We start from the raw sequence: 19,688 nt of genomic DNA, 5'->3' as shown, positions 1-19,688 counted from the left end.
GTCTTTTACCCGGAGATTTTTCGATGAAAGACCAGGACGCGCACTTCGACAGCCTGCTCCCGCCCTTGCGGCTGGACCGCCGAGGCTTTCTCGCTACCACCGCGGCGGCGGGTTTCTCGCTGGCGGCAGGCCCGGTGGCGGCACAGACTGCCATCGCCACGGACGCCAAGGGCCTCGTGGCCGGCAAGGTCGAGATCCCCACTTCCGACGGCAAGATCCCCGCTTACCGCGCCGCGCCGGAAGGCAAGAAGAACCTGCCCACGATCCTCGTCGTCCAGGAAATCTTCGGCGTGCACGAATACATCCAGGACGTCTGCCGGCGCCTGGCGCACCTGGGCTACCTCGCCGTCGCGCCGGAACTCTACGTGCGCCAGGGCGACCCGTCCAAGTACACCGAAATCCCCAAACTGCAGGCCGAGGTCGTCAGCAAGGTCCCGGATAAACAGGTCACCGCCGACCTGGACGCCACCGCCGCCTGGGCGGCGGCGCATGGCGGCAACCCGGACCGCTTGGGCATCGTCGGCTTCTGCTGGGGCGGCCGCCAGGTCTGGCTCTACGCCGCCCACAACCCCAAACTCAAGGCCGGCGCCGCCTGGTACGGCCAACTGGCGGGCGACCCCTCCGAACTCAAACCCAAGTCGGCCCTGGCTATCGTCAATGACCTGAAGGCCCCGGTCCTGGGCGCCTACGGCGGCAAGGACGCCGGCATCTCGCAAACCGACGTCGACCGCATGCGCGTGGAACTGGCCAAGGGCTCCGCCGCCGCCAAGGCCTCCCGCATCGACATCTACCCCGAAGCGGGCCACGCCTTTCACGCCGACTACCGCCCGTCGTACCGCAAGGCAGAAGCGGAGCAGGCGTGGACGCGGATGCTGGATTGGTTCAAGCAGAACGGGTTGTAAGGCGTCGACCTTCCTGAAGGCTCGATGATCGGGCCAACTGATCGGGCCAACTTTGACCTGCCTGGGTCAAAGTTGGCCCGATTTTCTTTGTTTGTTTTCAGGGGGTTGAGCGCTGTCGGGCCACCGTTGGCCTGAAAAGCCACCGAAAAAAACACTTTCGCGGTTTCGGGCGATTCGAGCGCGGCAGGCGTCGCGGCAAGGGATCGCTAAGCGTCTGATAAGAAAGAAAAAGTTGCTACATGCGGCCAAGCTGGCACGGAGATTGCATCAGCCCCGTGGTGCTCCGGAGCTTGCCATGCCAACCCAATCCAATCTGCGCTTCACATTTGCTGTCGGCGACGAGTCCTTTGATGTCGTCGGGTTTTCGCTGGAAGAAGGTTTGTCCGAGACCTTCAAACTTGAGGTGGACCTGGCCAGTGCGAAGGCCGCCATCGATTTCGGCAGCGTTCTGGACCGTGCCTCGCTGCTCACGATCTGGCATGGCGACACGCCCGTGCGCTACGTGCACGGCGCTGTTTCCTCCTTCGTCCAGGGCGACACGGGATTTCGCCGAACACGCTATTCAGCCGTCGTCGAGCCGCGTCTTGCGCGCTTAAAGCTCAGTTCCGACTGGCGTATTTTCCAGTCACTCACCGTCCCGCAGATCACCGATTCCGTGCTCAAGGCGCATGGGCTCACGCTTGTCTACGAGCAGCGCAACACCACCGAGCACCAGTCACGCGAATACTGCGTGCAAGCCGGCGACACCGACTACCACTTCATTGAGCGCATCATGCGCGAGGAAGGGTTCTTCTATTCCTTCCGGCATAGCGCGGAGGGCCACCAGCTCGTCCACAGCGATCGCCTGTTTATTCATGGCCGCGTGGGCGATCGGCCGGTGCAGTACAACCCCACGCCCGGTGGCGATCAGCCCCAACCCGCGCTGCGCCGCTTTGCCTATGGCGAGAGCGTGCGCACTGCGCGTCAGACGCAGCGCGACTACACCTTTCACCATCCCCGCTACACCCACGAGCACACCCGCTACGGACGGGATCTGGATCATCAGGGGCGCCGGTATGAGCGCTACGATTATCCTGCCCGCGCCAAGTTTGACGAGGCCGGCAAGCCCTTCGCCGATAACCGCCTGCGCGGGCATCGCCGCGATGCGCGCGTTGCCTTGGCCGAAGGCGATGATCCGCGATTGCAGCCGGGCATCTCCTTCACGCTGGCCGGCCACCCGCGGGAAGACATGAACCGCGGCTGGCGCCCGGTCCGCATCGTTCACCGCGGTACGCAGCACGCGAGCCAGGCCGAGGACAGCGCGCAGGCGCAGTCGGGTACGCATTACGCCTACGAGGCCGAACTGGTGCCAGACGATGCCGAGTGGCGCGCCGAGCCGTTGCCAAGACCCCGCATCGACGGACCGCAGAACGCTGTCGTGGTCGGACCGCCCAACGAAGAAATCTTCACCGACGCGTACGGGCGGGTGAAGGTCCAGTTCCCCTGGGACCGTGAAGGCAGACAGGACGAACACAGCTCCTGCTGGATCCGTGTTTCGCAAGACATCGCCGGCGCCACATGGGGCCACATGACCATCCCAAGGATCGGCCAGGAGGTCATCGTTTCCCATTTCGACGGCGACCCAGACCAGCCCGTGATCACAGGCCGGGCATACAACCGCCTGCAATTGCCCCCCTACGAACTGCCGCGCCACAAGACGCGGATGACGATCAAAAGCAACACGCACAAGGGCGAGGGGTACAACGAACTGCGATTCGAAGACGAAAAGGACCAGGAAGAAATCTACGTCCACGCGCAGAAGGACCAGAACATCCACGTCAACCACAACGAAACCACCTTCGTGGGCCACGACCGCGGCGAACAAGTGGAACACGACGAATCCATCACCATCGGCCACGACCGCAAGGAAACCGTGGGTAATGACGAACAGGTGAATATCGGCCTGGATCGGCGGCATGAAATCGGCCAGGACGACTTCCTGACGGTGGGGCGCAACCACACGATCTACACCGCCAAGGACCGCACCGAAGAGGTCGGCAACAACCGCCGCGACAAGACTGCGGCAAATCATCGCGTGAGTATCGGCGGACACCAGGAACAGACGGTGGAGGGGCACGCGGAACTGCAGGCGGGGCAGGCGATTCGGCAGCGCACCAAGGTCTATGAGATCCATGCGGGGGAAAACCTATCTCTTAAAGGCCCCGGAGGAACCATTCGAATCGACGGATCAGGCATCACGCTCGAGGGACTCGCGATTCAGGTGAAGGGACCGATGCGCCAACAGAGCGGCAGTGCGAGCCCGGTCTCGGCCCCTGTGGGGGTTCCCGCTCCGGGCCTGCCATTCGACGTGCTGTGCAGGAAGCGCAGCGACGGCAGTTGTCCGCGGTCGGACTGTCCGTGCGGCAACTTCCACGAGCGTTGATATGTTGATCGCCCTGGATCAGATGACGCAGCCCCAATTGCATCCGCCTTCGCTGGCGACGTTTTTGCTGCTCGAAACCGAAATACTTGACGAGTGGCTGGTGCGCCAACCGGACTCGCCGGAGCGCGCCGCCATCGGTGACTTCGTGCGCAAAGTCGACTATGCCACTTCCCTGCGGTGGGTTTGGGGCGACACCGAGTACGACAACCATCACGCGGACGGGCCGGTGCTGGTGCAGTACCAATCCGATTCGCGTCTGTCGGGATTTTTCATCGACCCCTGGGCGTCAACCGGTGGGGCGGTCTTTCTCGCGTCCTCCCGCTCGATCGACGAGGTAATAGCCCAGTTGCGAGCGGTCCTGTTCGTGCTGATGCCCAATGGCAACAAGGCTCGCTTCCGGATTCAGGAAACAACCGCGCTTGCGAGCGTGCTGCGAGCCCTTGCGCCTTTCCGGGCCGCTGCGCTGCTGGGGCCCATTCAGGAACTGATCTGGCGGGAAAGCCTCGGGCCAGCGCATCAGTGGTGGCGCTATCGCCAACCGGATGGTCCGCACCCGGTGCAAGGCGGCTTCCAATTCAACCACGCAGAAATGAGCGCCATCGATGCGGGGTTGACTGACCAGCACCTTCTCAAGCACATCGCGATCACCCGGCAGGCCCCTCACAGCTTTCGCGACGACCCGCGTCAGCAAACCCGGGTGTGGATGGAGCAGCTCAATAGCTGGGGGTTCAAGGAGTTCTCTCATCTTGATTCCGCCCTGGATGCCTTCCGTCACCCCGCTTACCGCCGATGCGCGGCCAAGGTGATTGAGTTTCTTGAGGACCCCGCGATGACACCGGGCGCCCGCGCCGCACGGGCATTGAATTACCTGATGACCGAAGGACATTGATCATGGCAGCAAGTACTGGCCATCGCAGCGCCAACGAAGGCTGCAAGGCCCGAATCCCCTTGTTTCCGCTGCGCTATTCCGCCCATCCTCGGCCCAAGGGTGGCGCCGACTATGCCTATGATGCGCCGTCCCTGGAAACTGGCTTTCAGACGTTGGACCACGCGCAGTATGGATTGCGTTGCGTGGGCGAGGGATTCGTCTATCTGTTCGATGAGACCGAAGGGACGGTATTCGTCTGGCGGGTTAACGAAGAGACCGGTCAATTCATCGAGCTTCTGTCCAGACATCGCTCACTGGAAGCGGCGCTCGGAGGCTACAAACCGGGACGCTCTCTGCCCCACATCTGGGCGAATGAGCGTTCAGTGGTCCACCTTTTATTGACGGACACGTTGCTTACCGAGCGAAAAATCCGCGAAATCGAATCGGACTTGGACGGCATCCGGGCAAAGTTGGCAACGACCGTTGACATGAAGGCTTGGACGGAAAGCGCGCCAGCCAGACATACCTTTCCGGCAAGTCGGTTGGGCGAGCTGGTGGAGGAGTTCAAGGGCTCCGACCTCAGCTTTTCGCCCTGGCGCATCAAACAGTCGACTCCTTCTGCTCAGTCCTTGGTGACGGGCATGAGAGCGGTAGCGTCCGCCAAGCAGATCGCTGTCGTCATGCATGACAACATTGCCTTGGTGCAGGATCTGGGTGGGATATTCCATGAATCTCGCACGGATATCGAGACTTACACCTCGGCGCCTGATGCCGCAAGCAAGGGCGACGATATCCAGCGCTATCGCAAGACGATCATCGCCCAGTTGATTGGACGGATCTACGAGGCTGCCTATGCCAACGGCAAGGGAATTGATCTGCAGACTGAGGCGGGTCAGGGGAAGCTCGACAAGGCCTTGAAGCGCGACGTCTACGAGTACGAGTACAAGCGCAAGTGGTTTGAAGACAATCTTGCAGTTCAGGAGCGCGAGCCGCCGAGGCATCGTCCATCTTCGTACCCCAGCGCCAAAGCGCAGCTGGAAGCCATGCCCAAAGACCCGGCAGGCCAGCGGATGGCAGTTCTGGCGCTCAATGCCGAGCGCTATTCCAGGCATGTGAAGGAAGACGAGCGGGTCGCCTATTTGAAGAATTTCGAGCGAGAGCTGGAAAAGCGGCACATTGCCGTGCTGGACCATAAGAATGACCGATGCGTCTGGTTGAAAGGCTACCGTCAGCGTGCGAAACCTGGGGACTTTGGCGCAACCTTTCTGCGCTACGACCTCACCGACCCAGTGGCTTCAACCAGCCATGCCACGGCCTTCAGCCATTGCATCGAAGGCATGATCTGGGGCACTGCGACGACGCCCGTCGGCAAGAAGGACCATGAAAGAGCGTTGTTCGGAGAATGGTGGGCGTTGCCATGGAAGGAAAACCCAATCCTCGAGAACCTTGGGCATGACAAAGGCTTCGGGGACACGCTTGTGGAGAACAAGGCCGACGTGCTCGTGGATACGGCAGCCGGCAAGGCGTTTGCCGGCCTCGTTAGATTCGTGGCCGTTCAATATCTGATGGAACAGGTCGGGGTTTTTACCTTGACCCGTGCTCCGAATTGGCGTGGCGCGGTCCGAAATAATGTGGATGCTCTTATTCATCGGTTGGCAGGCACAGGCAGTGAGGCCGACGCCGCGCATTTGCGTGGCCTGCTCGAAGAACGCTACGAAGATCGAATCGTCGGACGCAGCCTGACGCTCGAAGAGGGCTACGCCAGGCTGGGACAAGTACCGGGTGTTCGAGGGTTCACTGCTGAAGGATCGATTGCCCAACGTGCTGGCAATGAAATTGTCCTTCTGGAATGGGAGCGTTTGACGCCGCTTACCCGTTATGCGAATCCCTTTTTGCAGGTGTTCGAAGGAGGGGCGGCAAGCGGTGTTGCAGTGCTCAGCATCTGGAATCTCATGAAAGCTGTTGAGAATTTTCGGATCAGCTCAGACCTCGACGACATCGCGACAGTGTCGAACTTGGCTGCAGCCGCACTCGGTACGGCGAGCGCAGTGAACGGTGCGTTGGTAGCAACGCGGGCGCTGGCACCGGCCATGTTTGAGAATGCATCGGTTTTGAGTTCCGCACTTCGCGCGGTGGCGAGTGCAGGCGCATTGCGCATATTTGGTTATGGAGGCGCTTTAGCTGATGCTATTACCAATTGGTTTAAAGCGTACAAGCAATATCAGATCGGAAATGCAAGCACTGCTACTTACTATGCACTGGCGGGAGCTGGAATGCTTTTCGGCGGAATTGCATTGACACATGCTGGTGCCGGAGCAATGACAACGGGGATCGGACTGGCCGGTTCCGTCATGGGCATTCCCGTTTGGGGCTGGATTGTGGCGGGTGTCATTCTTCTTGGATTGGGTCTCTGGTGGCTGTTCAAAGGGGACGACAGCCGGTATTCCGCTCTCGAGTTTTGGCTGAACGACGGCACATTCGGCAAGCGCGCATTGCTGGGACGCGAATCTGGAGCCGCTTATGCCTCGCTCGCGGCAGAGAACAAGGCCTATGTCGAAATAAACTATGCGCCCAAAAAGTCCGACAGCGAATGGAAAGTTTTCGCACTTGATACTTTGGTGAGCCCAGTTGGCACGGTGGGGGTAACGACGACTTATTCGCCCCGGCTAGTTGTTGAAGTTGCGTACCCACTAGAGGGGGATATTCTGCCCATGCAACCAGCTTCTGTGACGGGCGAGATGTCTCCCAATGCTTCGGATGGCTCCGAGACGGATTTGAAGATCAGGCAGGAGCGCCGGAAGCAACTGGCTTCCGGCGGGTCGCTGATCACCTACGTTATTACCGGCCTGCAAAACGATATCGACTTTGGTTTGTCACTGACCGCCAAATATGTACCGAAATTATTGGGCGAACCTTTGACTGCCATGTATTCCTTTGCCAAAGAGGATGTGCCTTGGTACTACCGATCGAAGTGAGAGAAATGAGATGTTGGATCAATGCGCGTGCAAAGGATGAGGTTTCTTGTTTGCGAGCATTGATCCGACGGTCAGGTGGTTTCCACGGAGCATTCAAATGACAAGTGAACGGAAGCGGCGCACCGTGCCGAAGACGGAAAAAAGCTGGTTATACAACCGCGTGGACGCGCTGCGAATTGATGACCCGCCTCTGGGCGTCGCCCCTGCGGCGGATAAAAATTTCATGAAAATGACGGAATGTTGTCTGTTTATGCGGACAGCTTCTGGTTCCCTTTATGGTGGACGAGGAAGCATGAGTTGGTGGGCGGTCCTTCTCGCGGTTTTTTTTTGGGCGATATTTTCTTTGTATGAGTTTGCAGTTTATAAAAAGTCGTTGTCACAAACGGGGTTTGCAAGTAATTTTTTCGAGTTTTACTTGCATTATTCGTATATACCATTCGGCGTAAGTCTATTTGTGTTTATTGCGTGTTCCTGGATCTTTGTCCCGTGGCGCCGCCAGCTACCCATCGTATTTAACCGAAAAACAAAAGCTGTCAGTTTTTTTCATGAGGGAAAAGTCGTTTCTGAGGATTGGAGCAAGATCGAGGTCTACATTAAGGACGTCACTACCGCTTCAGCCGGCGGAGTTCCCATCAATGAGGGAATCCTCTGTTTGGTTTTTCCTCGTTGGGGGTTCGACGGAAAGCAACTGCGCACTGTCATCATGGGTACCCAGGACGCGCCGGCAGCCATGTCGAAGCGAGGTATTTACGGTGCTGCAATGATCTGGGAGTACATCCGACTGTTCATGCGGGAGGGCGCGGCCTCCGTTCCCGCTGCGGCTCCGCATCTGGAGTATCGGCTGCAGCGGCCCCTTGACGCGTTCCGGCATTTCAACCCGCTGAAGATGCTGCGCGTGAAGATCTGGTGGTATCCGGTTGCCGTGCCCTTTTTTCTTTTTGTCGCATTGCCGCTGGCGCCCGTTGCGATCATCGGAGACTTGCTCTACTACGCACTTGACCGCGTTCTGCCTCGCCGGAAGTGGCCACAGGGGCTGATCGAGGCGTGCGAGGGCGCTTGGGACGGCCGAGGAGACTGAGGCTTGCAGAGCCTCCTTCCGGACACCGTCATTCACTCGTTAGCGCGCCTTCTCCCCCGGCAGCCCGTCGCTGACCTCTGCCAGCGCGCGCTTCATATCTTCGTACTTCATTACCCGTTCGCTCTGAAACCCGCCCAGCACGCCCCGGCAGCCATCGACGCCGGACCGCTTCATGTCTTCCATCATTGTCTTGCCTTCGGCCTGCCCCTTGGCAAACTCGGCGTCATACCCGCTGGCGGCAAACCCATACTCCTCGGCATAGCGCGTGAGATTCTTGCGCGCCGTGTCCTGGTGCTGCGCCAGGTCGGGTTCGGACGCGCCGCACGCGCGCGCGGCGCCGTTTGACGCGCCGGCGGCCACGACAAACGAATCGTATTGGGCCTGCTCGGCGGCGTCGGGGGCCGCCATCACGGGGGCGGCGGCCGCCAGGCTCAAGGTCAGGGCGGTCAGGAATCTGCGCATCGAAATCTCCCTGTAAGGCCCGCTTCGCGGCGCGGTGCCTCTCACGACCGCGGCGGGCGATGTCTTTACCACGGCATTATGGCAAGCGCGCGTTTCCTCTCCGTGAAGCTGCCGTGTGGAGTCGTTTCGAACTGTTCATCTTCTTTTCGTGCTTAGGCCAAAGGCAGCAAGCCGGCCGCGCACGAACTATGATGGGGGCTGTGAGGCGATCCTGCCTCAATGCATTGCCCCCTTTCATCCTGGAGATCTACATGACGATCAAAGTCGGCGACCGCGTGCCCGATGGCACGTTGACCGAATTCATCGAAACCGAAACCGCCGGCTGCTCGCTCGGCCCCAACGCGTTTCAGGTCGCCGACCTGACCCGCGGCAAGACCATTGCGCTGTTTGCCGTGCCGGGCGCCTTCACGCCCACCTGCTCGGCCAAGCACCTGCCGGGCTACGTCGAACAGGCCGCCGCCCTCAAGGCCAAGGGCATCGATGAAATCTGGTGCGTGTCCGTCAACGACGCCTTCGTCATGGGCGCCTGGGGCCGCGAACAGAAGACCGATGGCAAGGTCCGCATGCTGGCCGACGGCTCCGCGCTGTGGACCAAGGAACTCGGCCTCGAACTGGACCTGGTCCAGCGCGGCATGGGCGTGCGCTCGCAGCGCTACTCCGCCCTGATCGTCGACGGCGTCGTGAAGCAACTGAACGTGGAAGCGCCTGGCAAGTTTGAAGTCAGCGACGCGGCCACCATGCTCTCGCAAGCCTGATCCCCGCAGGTTCCTGTTTTACCGCCAGTGTTGCGGGCCGCCCCGGCGGCCCGCGGCGCTGAAAGCCAGCAGCGGTTGTCCACGCCATGCTCTCCACGATCTCATCGTTCTCGTCGCTCTATTTCGCGACCTTGCTGATGCTCATCGGCACGGGTCTGTTCAATACCTACATGGGCCTGCGCCTGACTGCGCAGTCCGTCAGCGAAGTGTGGATCGGCACCTTGATCGCCGGCTACTACCTGGGTCTTGTCTGCGGCGCGCGGCTGGGACACAAGCTCATCATCCGCGTCGGTCATATCCGCGCCTTCGTTGCCTGTGCCGCCATCGCCACCAGCATGATCCTGGCGCAGACGCTGGTCGATTCCATGCCGCTGTGGCTGGTGTTCCGTGTCATCTCAGGCATCGTGATGGTGACCGAGTTCATGGTGATCGAGAGCTGGCTCAATGAGCAGACCGAAAACCACCAGCGCGGCCGCGTGTTCTCCGTGTATATGGTCGTTTCCGGCCTGGGCACCGTGCTCGGCCAATTGGCGCTCACCGCCTACGCCACGCTCGATCTGCGTCCGCTCACCCTGGTTGCGATGTGCCTGGTGCTGTGCCTGGTGCCGCTCGCGGTCACGGCGCGCTCGCACCCGCCCACGCCGCTGCCTGCGCCGCTGGACGTGCGGTTCTTCATGCGGCGCGTGCCGCTGTCCATGACTGTCCTTTTCGTGGCGGGCAACCTGTCCGGCGCGTTCTATGGCTTGGCGGCGGTCTACGGCGCCAAGAACGGCCTGTCCACCTCGCAGGCCGCCATCTTCGTTGCCGCCGCCGTCACGGCGGGCCTCTTGTCGCAATGGCCGATGGGCTGGCTGTCCGACCGCATCAATCGCGCCGGTCTCATCCGGTTCAACGCCTTGCTGCTGGTCCTGCTGCCCGCCGTCATGTGGGGCTGGATCGCGTTGCCGTTCTGGGCGCTGGTCGCCATGTCCTGCATCTTCGGGATCCTGCAGTTCACGCTGTATCCGCTGGGCGCGGCGTTTGCCAACGACCACGTGGAGTCCGAGCGCCGCGTCAGCCTGTCGGCGGTGCTGCTCATGACGTACGGCCTGGGCGCCTGCGTCGGGCCCATGATCGCCGGCTGGATGATGTCGCTGGGCGGCCCCGCCATGTATTACGTGTTCATCTCGGCGTGCGCCGTGATTCTGGTCTGGCAGGTGCGGCCAACGCGCGTCACGGGCGCGCACCAGGTCGACGAGGCGCCGACGCATTTCGTGCCGATGCCCGATACGCTGCAAAGCTCGCCGGCGGCGGCGGTGCTGGATCCGCGGGTGGACCCCGAGAACGACATCGCCATGGAAATGGTGCAGCCCGATCCGTCCGCGGCGCCGGCGCCGCCCGAGGCCGCGGCGGAACCCGCCCCAGCCGACCCCCTTGCTGCCGACGCGCCAATGGGCGCCTTTGCAGATCCGGTGGCGGGACCGGACGCCGGGGCGAATGCCGGGCAGGATTCGGCAGTAGATTCCGCCCCGGATGTCACCCCTGAGGCCGAGCCCGAACGCCAGCGGCGCACGGGCACCTGAATCCCGCCTACCAGGGCGTCATCAGCACGATGGCGGACAGCGCCAGCGCGATGCCCAGCAGGTTCAGACGCGTGAGCGGTTCACGAAACGCCAGGGCGCCCACCAGGGTGCCCAGCGTGATCACCCCCATGTTCATGGACGCGAACACCAGCGCGGGATGCTCGGGCAGGGACTGGTGTGCGCGCACGTAGGTCAGGATGTTGCCGAAGTTGGCCATCCCCAATGCCACGCCCGCGGCCAGATGCCGCGCCTGCCAGCGCACGCGGCGCCACAGCAGATACGCCAGCATCAGCGCGCCCGCCATCAGGAAGGCGAGCAGCAGGCCGCCCGCAAACGCGGTGCCGGTGCGTGCAACCTGCTTGAACAGGATGTCGATCACGCCATAGCCCGCCCACACCACCAGCGGCCAGAGCCACATGGCGCGGTTGTCGCCCGCAGCCGTGCCCTCGGACAGGCGGATGCGCGGCGGCTGGCGCAACAGGCAGAAGAGGGCGGTGAACGCCAGCAGGATCGCGGCCAGCTTGCGGCCCGTGACTGGCTCGCCAAACAGCACGAACGCGGCCAGCAGCGGAATGAAGAGCGACAGGCGCTGCGCGGCATCGCTGCGCACGATGCCCGCATGCCGCAGCGCCGCGGCCATCGCCAGAAAGACACTGGGCAACAGCACGCCCAGCGCCGCCAGCACCAGCCACGGCGTTTGCGGCGCCAGCAGGCGCGCCGGGTCGGGGCGCAGCACCAGCCAGCAGAGCAGGGCGGCCACGGCGTAGTTCATGGCGATCGCCTGGCGCACGTCCACCTGCCAACGCCGCGCCAGTTTCAGCATGACGGCCACCGTGACGCTGCAGGCGACGCTGGCCGCGAGATAGAGAAGGCCTGGGGTCAGGGGCATGCCGGCCCCTCGTGGTGGGCGTGCGCGTCCGCGTCGACCCGCATGCCCAAGCGATCGAGCAGGCGCTGATCCGCGGCCATCTGCGGGTTGGCGGTGGTCAGCAGCGCGTCGCCGTAGAACATGGAATTGGCGCCCGCCAGAAAACACAGCGCCTGCAGCGCATCGTCCATGGCCTCGCGTCCGGCCGACAGGCGCACTGCGGCGCGCGGCATTGAAATGCGCGCCACCGCGATGGTGCGTACGAACTCGAACGGATCCAGCGCCTCTACGGCGGCCAGCGGCGTGCCTTCGACCTGAACCAGGTTATTGATCGGCACGGACTCGGGGTAGGGCTCCATGCTGGCGAGCTGGGCGATCAGGCCGGCGCGCTCGCGGCGCGATTCGCCCATGCCGACGATGCCGCCGCAGCATACGCTGATGCCGGCGTCTCGAACGCGGTCCAGCGTGTCCAGGCGGTCCTGGTAGGTGCGCGTGGAGATGATCTTGCCGTAGAACGCCGGCGAGGTATCCAGGTTGTGGTTGTAGTAGTCCAGACCGGCGTCCTTCAGTTGCTCGGCCTGACCGTCTTTCAGCATGCCCAACGTCACGCAGGTCTCCAGGCCCAGCGCCTTGACGGCGCTGACCATCTCGGCCACGGCATCCAGGTGATGCGGCTTGGGACTGCGCCACGCGGCACCCATGCAGAACCGCTGCGCGCCGCCCGCCTGCGCCGCGCGCGCCGCGGCGACCACGTCCTCAAGGGGCATCAGCTTGTCGGCGTCCACGCCGGTGTCGTAGTGCGAGGACTGAGGGCAATACGCGCAATCCTCGGGACAGCCGCCGGTCTTGATCGACAGCAGGCTGGACAGCTGGATGACGTTCGGATCGAAATGGGCGCGGTGCGTCTGCTGCGCCCGGTGCATCAAATCCATGAACGGCAGCTCGTAGAGCGCCATGATGGCGTCGGTGCTCCATGCCGAGGCGGGAGGGCGTTTGGGCACCGTTGGAACGGGAATGGTCGCAGTCTGCATGATCGGGGGCTCCTTCGTTCGTGGCCGGATCTCGCCCCGGTGGCCAGTGGGCCAGGGGCTGGATCGGCGGATCGTAAGAAGGGGCGGCCGATTTACGCAATGCGGGTGATAAGCGCGGATTTAAGGGTGCGTTGCCCGGACGATCAATGAAAATGGCCGCTTTTGGGCGGCCACGAGTTCTAAAGCGATGGCATCTTCGGGGACGCCGAAGGGCTGAATATTTTGATTCAAATTGTAAATCCAACCCCGCCGGTCTCAGGACTTCGACTGCTTATCGCGGTTGCGAGCGCTTTCGTGGCCGGTGATGCCGCGGTCGCGTGCCCAGACAATGGCGGCGCTGCGCCGATGCACGCCGATCTTGCTGTAGATCGTGGCGACGTGATTGCGCACGGTGTTGCGCGACAGCTTGAGCGCCTTGGCGATGCCGTCGTCGTCATGCCCCTGGCACAACAGCCCAAGGACTTCGCGCTCGCGCGAGGTGAGCTGCGCCAGTTCGGCCACGTCGCGCGTGGCGGGGGCGGGCTGGCGTAGTTGCGCCAGTTTCTCGATGATGCCGCGGCTGAACCAGGAAGTGTCCTGCATCACCGCCTCGATCGCGGTCAGCAGTTCGGTCTCGGATCGCTTGCGCTCGGTGATGTCCTGCATGACGATCAGCACGCGGCGCAGCCCGCCGATCATGACCGGTTCGGCCGACACCAGGCAGTCCAGCTCGCCGCCGTCGCGCGCAATCATCACGGCTTCGCGGTTCCGGACGCTTTCGCCGCGCTTCAGGCCGGCCAGCATGCCTTCGTACGGACGCAGTCCCAGTTCGACAAGGTCCTGTTCCGCCTTGTCGTCCAGCGACAGGCCGGTGGCCGCCGCAAAGGCGTCATTCAGGTTCAGCACGTTCAGGGTGTCGCCGTCACAGACCGCCATCGGCACGGGCGCCAGCTGGAACGCCTTGGAAAAGCGCTCTTCGCTTTCCCGCAAGGCTTCTTCGGTACGCTTGCGGCCTTCCAGGTCGATGAAGGTGAACAGCATGCACGGTTCGTCGTGCATGTCGATGGGCTGGCCCGCCACCACGACGAACTTGCTGGTGCCATCCGGCAGTTTCAGCACGCCCTCGCGCTGCGGAATGGTCTGGCCTTCGTTAAGCCGCGCCACGGCGGTTTCCTTGTCGTCGCTGCCGTCCAGCACGTCCAGTTCGTAGGCCGATTTGCCCAGCACCGTGTCTCGCGAATAGCCCGTCATCTCCAGGAACCCCTGGTTCACCTTGACGTAGCGCAGGTCTGAAAGCCGGCAGATCAGCGCAGGCGCCGGATTGGCGGAGAAGGTGCGCTCGAAGCGTTCCTCGGCATTGACCTGGGCCGTCTGGTCGTGAAGGATAAGCACGCGGTACGGAATGGGACCGCCATCGTCCAGGTCCAGCCCGCGCGCCATCAGGTTGCGCGTGAATTCGTCGTCGTCCTTGCGGCCCAGATCCAGCAGCAGGTCTTCGAACTCTTCACCCGCAGAAAGCCGGTCCATTGGATACTGGCGGGCCGGCACGCGGTGATGATTGCGGTAGGTAAGCGTATACCGCTTGCGGTAGCCGGCGGGCGTGCCGCCCAGCTCTTCGATGGCGTTGGCGCCGTGCAGCGCGAGTGCGCTGGCGTTGGCCCAGGCGATCGAGCCGTCGGCCTCAAGCAGGATGATGCCCTCGTTCAGGCCCGCAATGATGCTTTGCAGGTGTTGGCGATGTGCTTGGGGTGCGGCGTCGTTGGGGGTCACGTAGGCCTCTTTTCTCTTCGCATGGCGTGTACGCGCAAGCATGAAGCCGCGCGCCGGTACTGTCCAGAGGTCAAAACGGACGAGTCTCGCGGAAGGGGTACAGCGGGAGGGGATTGCATCGCGAACGCGTCGCCTTGAGTCAGATCCGCAAAAGCAAAAAGCTCCGGAATCCGGAGCTTTCGATGCGTGCTGCGAGCAGCGTTTGGTAAGCGCAATGTGCTTGGCGGAGCGGACGGGGCTCGAACCCGCGACCCCCGGCGTGACAGGCCGGTATTCTAACCAACTGAACTACCGCTCCGCAGCGGCTTACTGATGTCTTCAAACTTCTTTACTGCGGCTGTGGTGTCAAGACAGCTTGTACTGCTTGCCAGCGGAAGCTGGCGTCCCCTAGGGGATTCGAACCCCTGTACTCACCGTGAAAGGGTGATGTCCTAGGCCTCTAGACGAAGGGGACCCGGAACTAACAGCTTTACTACTGTACTGCGTTACTACCGTACTGCGACTGGTGGAGGTAAGCGGGATCGAACCGCTGACCTCTTGCATGCCATGCAAGCGCTCTCCCAGCTGAGCTATACCCCCCAGGGCGTCCTGCTGTCCCAAACTTCAAACAACAAGGTCTCACACTTATAAAACAAAAAAGCCCCGAAAACGGAGCTCTTGAAAGACTCTGAGCGAGAGAGCTTTTGGCGGAGCGGACGGGGCTCGAACCCGCGACCCCCGGCGTGACAGGCCGGTATTCTAACCAACTGAACTACCGCTCCGCAGCGGCTTAACTCAACTACATTGTCACTTCAACTGCATCACTTCTACTGCATGCCAGAAGACTGGCGTCCCCTAGGGGATTCGAACCCCTGTACTCACCGTGAAAGGGTGATGTCCTAGGCCTCTAGACGAAGGGGACTTGGACTTGCTGTACTACTCTTCGCTTTGGACTGGTGGAGGTAAGCGGGATCGAACCGCTGACCTCTTGCATGCCATGCAAGCGCTCTCCCAGCTGAGCTATACCCCCGTTCCGCTAATCAATCCGTTCAACGTTTTTGCTAGAAACTTGCTGTTTACAGCGCGTTTTTTGCTGTTTCGTTGCCGGTTTTGTTTAGTGCCGTTGGCGAAGAAACGAGATTATGCACGAACTAAATTTGGTGTGCAAGTCGCTTCATGGCAAAAAACAAAAAAGTTGCGAAAAAAGAGGGATGGATAGCCGTTGGAAGGGCATTGTTTTGCGCGAAAACCACGCGGCAAGCCGTGGTCGATTGGGGCAGAAATCAATAAAATCAACGGCTTGTGCAAGGGCTATCGTACACGGCTGATTTTTTTGCGAGGCGCGCGTTTTTTACACGTGCTCGCCCTATGGCGAGCCGCACGGAAAGCTGCCGCAGACCGGCAAGGACATCGACACATGAGCACTTCTCCATGAGCAGCACCGCCTTTCCCACCGTCGCGCTGGGCCGCACGGACATGGAGATCACGCGCATCGGCCTGGGGGCCTGGGCGATGGGCGGCAATGGATGGGCGGTGGGCTGGGGGCCGCAGGAAGACGCCGAATCCATCAAGGCGATCCGGCATGCGGTCGACCGCGGCATCAACTGGATCGATACCGCCGCGGTGTATGGGCTGGGCCATTCCGAGGAGATCGTGCGCCAGGCGCTGGCCCAGATGCCTGCCGCCGAGCGCCCTTATGTCTTCACGAAGTGCGGCCTGACGTGGTCGGCTGCGCAGCCGCAGGCCATGCCGCGGCGCACGGGCGCCCCTTCCAGTATCCGGCGCGAGCTGGAGGGGTCGCTGCGGCGGCTGGGCGTCGAGCGCATCGACCTCTACCAGATGCACTGGCCTGCGGGCGACGGCACACCGCTGGAGGCGTACTGGCAGGAGTTGCTGGACCTCAAGCAGGCGGGCAAGGTCCGCGCTGTCGGTCTGTCGAATCACAATCTGGCGCAGTTGCGCGCCGCCGAATACCTGGGCCACGTGGACACGCTGCAACCCCCGTTTTCGGCGATCCAGCGTACTGCGGCCAGCGACCTGATTCCCTGGTGCGCGTCACACGGCACGGGTGTGATCGTGTACAGCCCCATGCATTCGGGCCTGCTGACCGGCAAGTTCAGCGCCGAGCGTGCACGGGCCTTGCCGCCGGACGATTGGCGGTCGCGGCACGCGGATTTCCGCTCACCGGACCTGGAACGCAATCTGGCGCTGGCCGATGCCTTCAAGCCGATCGCGGAACGGCATGGCGCCACCGTCGCTGCCGCGGCGGCGGCCTGGACGTTGGCGTGGTCGGGTGTGACAGGCGCCATTGTGGGGGCGCGCAGCGCGTCGCAGGTGGATGGCGTGATCGGCGCGGCCGAGCTGGAACTGGACGCCGAGGACATGCAGGCCATTGCCGAGGCGATCGAAAACACGGGAGCGGGAAGCGGACCGTTGGCGCCGCCCGACGAAACAGGCTCGCTGCCCGCGAACCTGTTTGCGTGAGCCGGGATCAGCCGCGGCGCGGGCGGCGGGCGCTGCCGACGGCGGCGATGAGCGCCAGGCCGATCAGCGCGAGCGCGGTCTTGTCCCCAAAACGCGCGTAGGGCGTCAGCCCCGTCATGCCTTGGACGGAGACGGGCAGCACGCCCGCCTGCAGCGGCGCGAGCTGGGCGGCAACATGGCCTTTCGCATCGATGGCCGCGGTGATGCCCGTATTGGTGGCGGTCAGCATCGGACGCGCGGTTTCGATGGTGCGCAGCCGGCCGATCTGCAAGTGTTGACGCAGCGCCCAGCTGTCGCCGAACCAGCCCAGGTTGCTGACGTTAACCAGGATGGTCGCACCCGGCTCGCCGTTGGGGCCGGGCTGCAAGGCGGGCAGCAGGTCGGGGCCGAAGAGGTCTTCGTAGCAGATGTTGAAGGCAATGTGCTGGCCGCCGACGGCAAAGGGCGTCTGGCGTTCGCCGCCCCGGTCGAAGTCGCCCAGCGGAATGTTGAGCATCTCGACGAACCAGTGAAAGCCGGGGGGCACGTACTCGCCCCAGGGCACGAGATGGCGTTTGTCGTAGCGCATGGCGGTATTGCCGCCCAGCAGCTGTTCGACCGGCGTGGCGCCGTCAAAGCCGATGACGCTGTTGGTGTAGCGTTCGCGGCCGTCCACGCGATCGTGCAGCGGCACGCCCATCGCGATGACGGTGTTGTGCTGGCGGGCCAGGTCGCGCCAGACCTCCCAGACCCGCGGATCGAGCTGATCCTGGAAGATGGGCAGCACGGTCTCGGGCAGGATCACCAGTTGCGGCGCGGGCACGCCGGGCGCGGGCGGCATGGCCGTCAGATCAAGGTGGCGCCGCACGCTCTGCTCGAGAAGCGCCGGATCGAATTTCTGGGATTGTCCGATGTTGCCCTGCACGAGGCGCACGTTCAGCGGGTCGCCCACGGGCGCCGACCAGTCGATGCGCGACAGCGGCCAGCCCGTCCCGGCCAGGGCCAGCGCGATGCCGGCGGCCAGCGCGTGGCGCGGGGCCACGCCGGCCTTGCGTGAGGGCTGCCAGAGGCTCGCGGCGGCGGCCGCGACAAACGCGGCCAGGAACGCCATGCCGTGCACGCCGACGAGCGGCGCCCAGCCCGCGATGGGGCTGTCGACCTGCGCGTAGCCGATGTTCAGCCACGGAAAGCCGGTCAGGAGCACCGCGCGTAGCCATTCGAACGCGGCCCACATCGCGGCCCAGGCCAGTGTGGCGGTCAGGATGCGGGACGGCGTGGCGTCCGGGGCCAGCGGCGCGTAGCGGCGCGCCAACGCGTTGGCGGTGGCGGGAAACAGGGCCAGGAAGGCCGACAGCGCCAGCACCGCGGCAACCGCCAGCGGCGCGGCCAGATCGCCGTAGCGGTGCAGGCTGATGAAGATCCAGTACAGCCCCAGCGCGTAGCTGGCGAAGCTGAATAGCCAGCCGCGCAGCCAAGCCTGACGGGCAGACGGGGCGTACAGCGTGACGCGGGCCAGCACCGCCAGCGCGGCGATCTGGGTGAACGCCAGCGCCCATCCGGGCAGCGGGCCGGGGGCAAAGGTCAGGGCGTGGACGGCGCCCGCCAGCACGAGGCCGGCGGCGCCGCGCAGGAGTCGGCTGCGCGCAGTGCTGGTCATGCGTCGTTGGCGGGTGCTGCGGACTGCGGAGCGGCAAGGCGCTTGACGCGCAGCCAGATGGCCCGGCGGGCATCGCCGCGCGCCACTTCCAGGCGCAGGCCTTCGATGTCGGCGTGGTCGCCGCGGCGCGGGATGCGGCCGAGCTGACCGCCCATCCAGCCGCCGACGCTGTCGTACTCGTCGTCGGGCAACTGGCAGCCGAATACTTCATTGAAGTGCGAGATGTCGGTGGCCGCGAGCACGCGCCACTGGTTTTCGCCTTCAGGGAAGATGGAGTCTTCCTCGGTTTCGTCGAACTCGTCTTCGATGTCGCCGACGATCTGTTCCAGCACGTCTTCCATCGTGACCAGCCCGGAAATGCCGCCGTGCTCGTCGATGACGATGGCCTGGTGGTTGCGGCTGGCGCGGAACTCATGCAGCAGCACGTTCAGGCGCTTGGATTCCGGAATGAACACGGCCGGGCGGACCAGCGAGCGCACGTCGATGTTGGGTTCCAGCATGCAGCGCAGCAGATCCTTGGCGAGCAGGATGCCGATGATGTTGTCGCGATCGCCCTCGTAGACGGGGAACCGCGAATGCGCGGTTTCGATCACCGAGGCCACCAGGTAGGGAATGGGCTGCGTGACATCGAGCAGATCCATGCGCGAGCGCGGGACCATGATGTCGCCGACAGTGCCCTCGGACACGGCTAGCGCGCCCTTGATCATCTTGTACGACTCCGCGTCGAGCAGATCGCGCTCGTGCGCGGCTTCGAGGACGGCCTTGATGCCTTCGCGGTCCTCGGGCTCTCGGCGCACAAGGGAAAGCAGGCGGTCTAGGAGGGATTTGGTGGCGGGTTTGGCAGAGCGAGCGGAAGTCGCTTCGGGAGCAGGGTAAGGGTCAGACATCGTCCGGGAGGACAAGTTATGGAGGAGCCA

At 63.2% G+C, this 19,688-nt stretch carries 14 protein-coding genes and 6 tRNA genes; 8 read left to right on the top strand and 12 right to left on the bottom strand.

The genetic code is table 11. From position 1 onward, the window contains the following. The first annotated feature begins 23 nt into the window (after positions 1-23). From QEP15_RS19655 to QEP15_RS19635, 5 genes are all read left to right on the top strand, one after another. Positions 24-902: a dienelactone hydrolase family protein gene (locus QEP15_RS19655; RefSeq protein WP_152382315.1), complete on the top strand. Its 879-nt coding sequence runs from the start codon at positions 24-26 to the stop codon at positions 900-902. Between the two features lie 295 nt (positions 903-1,197). Beyond that, positions 1,198-3,324, top strand: coding sequence for a type VI secretion system Vgr family protein (locus QEP15_RS19650; RefSeq protein WP_280147897.1), 2,127 nt, complete (start codon positions 1,198-1,200; stop codon positions 3,322-3,324). 1 nt (position 3,325) lies between these two features. Then, entirely contained in the window at positions 3,326-4,213 is an 888-nt protein-coding gene (locus tag QEP15_RS19645; RefSeq protein WP_280147896.1) for a DUF4123 domain-containing protein, read from the top strand. A gap of 2 nt (positions 4,214-4,215) precedes the next feature. After that, positions 4,216-7,167 (top strand): toxin VasX, encoded by a 2,952-nt coding sequence (locus QEP15_RS19640; RefSeq protein WP_280147895.1) that lies wholly within the window; start codon positions 4,216-4,218, stop codon positions 7,165-7,167. 97 nt (positions 7,168-7,264) lie between these two features. Further along, the gene (locus QEP15_RS19635) at positions 7,265-8,245 is read left to right on the top strand and encodes a DUF6708 domain-containing protein (RefSeq protein ID WP_280147894.1); all 981 of its coding nucleotides are present in this window, start codon (positions 7,265-7,267) and stop codon (positions 8,243-8,245) included. A gap of 39 nt (positions 8,246-8,284) precedes the next feature. Here the strand turns inward: QEP15_RS19635 and QEP15_RS19630 are convergent, their stop codons facing one another. Next, entirely contained in the window at positions 8,285-8,707 is a 423-nt protein-coding gene (locus QEP15_RS19630) for a hypothetical protein (protein WP_280147893.1), read from the bottom strand. Positions 8,708-8,958: 251 nt separating this feature from the next. Between QEP15_RS19630 and QEP15_RS19625 the strand changes: the two genes are divergently transcribed. Both QEP15_RS19625 and QEP15_RS19620 read left to right on the top strand, forming a co-directional pair. Then, entirely contained in the window at positions 8,959-9,462 is a 504-nt protein-coding gene (locus QEP15_RS19625) for a peroxiredoxin (protein ID WP_056326595.1), read from the top strand. Between the two features lie 86 nt (positions 9,463-9,548). Then, the gene (locus QEP15_RS19620) at positions 9,549-11,024 is read left to right on the top strand and encodes an MFS transporter (RefSeq protein ID WP_152382313.1); all 1,476 of its coding nucleotides are present in this window, start codon (positions 9,549-9,551) and stop codon (positions 11,022-11,024) included. Positions 11,025-11,031: 7 nt separating this feature from the next. Here the strand turns inward: QEP15_RS19620 and QEP15_RS19615 are convergent, their stop codons facing one another. The 9 genes from QEP15_RS19615 to QEP15_RS19575 form a co-directional block, all read right to left on the bottom strand. Next, entirely contained in the window at positions 11,032-11,907 is an 876-nt protein-coding gene (locus tag QEP15_RS19615; RefSeq protein ID WP_280148931.1) for an EamA family transporter, read from the bottom strand. Continuing rightward, positions 11,904-12,923 (bottom strand): biotin synthase BioB, encoded by a 1,020-nt coding sequence (gene bioB, locus QEP15_RS19610; protein ID WP_280147892.1) that lies wholly within the window; start codon positions 12,921-12,923, stop codon positions 11,904-11,906. The genes QEP15_RS19615 and bioB overlap by 4 nt, the downstream gene beginning before the upstream one ends. Before the next feature lie 255 nt (positions 12,924-13,178). After that, positions 13,179-14,672, bottom strand: a complete 1,494-nt coding sequence (locus tag QEP15_RS19605; RefSeq protein WP_280147891.1) for a PAS domain S-box protein — start codon at positions 14,670-14,672, stop codon at positions 13,179-13,181. Positions 14,673-14,893: 221 nt separating this feature from the next. Next, a tRNA-Asp gene (locus QEP15_RS19600) sits at positions 14,894-14,970 on the bottom strand. Between the two features lie 80 nt (positions 14,971-15,050). Beyond that, a tRNA-Glu gene (locus tag QEP15_RS19595) sits at positions 15,051-15,126 on the bottom strand. 49 nt (positions 15,127-15,175) lie between these two features. After that, a tRNA-Ala gene (locus tag QEP15_RS19590) sits at positions 15,176-15,251 on the bottom strand. 105 nt (positions 15,252-15,356) lie between these two features. Then, positions 15,357-15,433, bottom strand: a tRNA-Asp gene (locus tag QEP15_RS19585). Positions 15,434-15,497: 64 nt separating this feature from the next. Continuing rightward, positions 15,498-15,573 (bottom strand) — tRNA-Glu (locus tag QEP15_RS19580). A gap of 32 nt (positions 15,574-15,605) precedes the next feature. Beyond that, a tRNA-Ala gene (locus tag QEP15_RS19575) sits at positions 15,606-15,681 on the bottom strand. 446 nt (positions 15,682-16,127) lie between these two features. On the opposite strand from QEP15_RS19575, the gene QEP15_RS19570 reads away from it, so the two are divergent. Further along, a complete protein-coding gene (locus QEP15_RS19570; protein ID WP_280148930.1) occupies positions 16,128-17,135 on the top strand; it encodes an aldo/keto reductase in 1,008 nt (335 codons plus the stop codon). 7 nt (positions 17,136-17,142) lie between these two features. Here the strand turns inward: QEP15_RS19570 and lnt are convergent, their stop codons facing one another. Further along, on the bottom strand, positions 17,143-18,771 hold the full coding sequence (lnt, locus tag QEP15_RS19565) for an apolipoprotein N-acyltransferase (RefSeq protein ID WP_280147890.1): 1,629 nt from the start codon (positions 18,769-18,771) through the stop codon (positions 17,143-17,145). After that, positions 18,768-19,658, bottom strand: a complete 891-nt coding sequence (locus QEP15_RS19560; RefSeq protein WP_056326602.1) for a CorC family transporter — start codon at positions 19,656-19,658, stop codon at positions 18,768-18,770. Before QEP15_RS19560 ends, lnt begins: the two co-directional genes overlap by 4 nt. Positions 19,659-19,688: the final 30 nt, after the last annotated feature.

This window comes from Achromobacter mucicolens (assembly GCF_029866465.1).
GTDB lineage: Bacteria > Pseudomonadota > Gammaproteobacteria > Burkholderiales > Burkholderiaceae_B > Achromobacter > Achromobacter mucicolens.
The sequence above is the reverse complement of the archived record's forward strand: the minus strand, read 5'-3'. Positions and strand labels throughout refer to the sequence as shown.

What these genes read in the sequence shown, in the direction of transcription:
- QEP15_RS19645 (WP_280147896.1), top strand. Translation starts at nt 3,326, where the DNA reads ATGTTGATCGCCCTGGATCAGATGACGCAGCCCCAATTGCATCCGCCT.
- QEP15_RS19650 (WP_280147897.1), top strand. Translation starts at nt 1,198, where the DNA reads ATGCCAACCCAATCCAATCTGCGCTTCACATTTGCTGTCGGCGACGAG.
- QEP15_RS19560 (WP_056326602.1), bottom strand. Translation starts at nt 19,658, where the DNA reads ATGTCTGACCCTTACCCTGCTCCCGAAGCGACTTCCGCTCGCTCTGCC.
- QEP15_RS19625 (WP_056326595.1), top strand. Translation starts at nt 8,959, where the DNA reads ATGACGATCAAAGTCGGCGACCGCGTGCCCGATGGCACGTTGACCGAA.
- QEP15_RS19635 (WP_280147894.1), top strand. Translation starts at nt 7,265, where the DNA reads ATGACAAGTGAACGGAAGCGGCGCACCGTGCCGAAGACGGAAAAAAGC.
- QEP15_RS19570 (WP_280148930.1), top strand. Translation starts at nt 16,128, where the DNA reads ATGGAGATCACGCGCATCGGCCTGGGGGCCTGGGCGATGGGCGGCAAT.
- QEP15_RS19655 (WP_152382315.1), top strand. Translation starts at nt 24, where the DNA reads ATGAAAGACCAGGACGCGCACTTCGACAGCCTGCTCCCGCCCTTGCGG.
- lnt (WP_280147890.1), bottom strand. Translation starts at nt 18,771, where the DNA reads ATGACCAGCACTGCGCGCAGCCGACTCCTGCGCGGCGCCGCCGGCCTC.
- bioB (WP_280147892.1), bottom strand. Translation starts at nt 12,923, where the DNA reads ATGCAGACTGCGACCATTCCCGTTCCAACGGTGCCCAAACGCCCTCCC.
- QEP15_RS19630 (WP_280147893.1), bottom strand. Translation starts at nt 8,707, where the DNA reads ATGCGCAGATTCCTGACCGCCCTGACCTTGAGCCTGGCGGCCGCCGCC.
- QEP15_RS19640 (WP_280147895.1), top strand. Translation starts at nt 4,216, where the DNA reads ATGGCAGCAAGTACTGGCCATCGCAGCGCCAACGAAGGCTGCAAGGCC.
- QEP15_RS19620 (WP_152382313.1), top strand. Translation starts at nt 9,549, where the DNA reads ATGCTCTCCACGATCTCATCGTTCTCGTCGCTCTATTTCGCGACCTTG.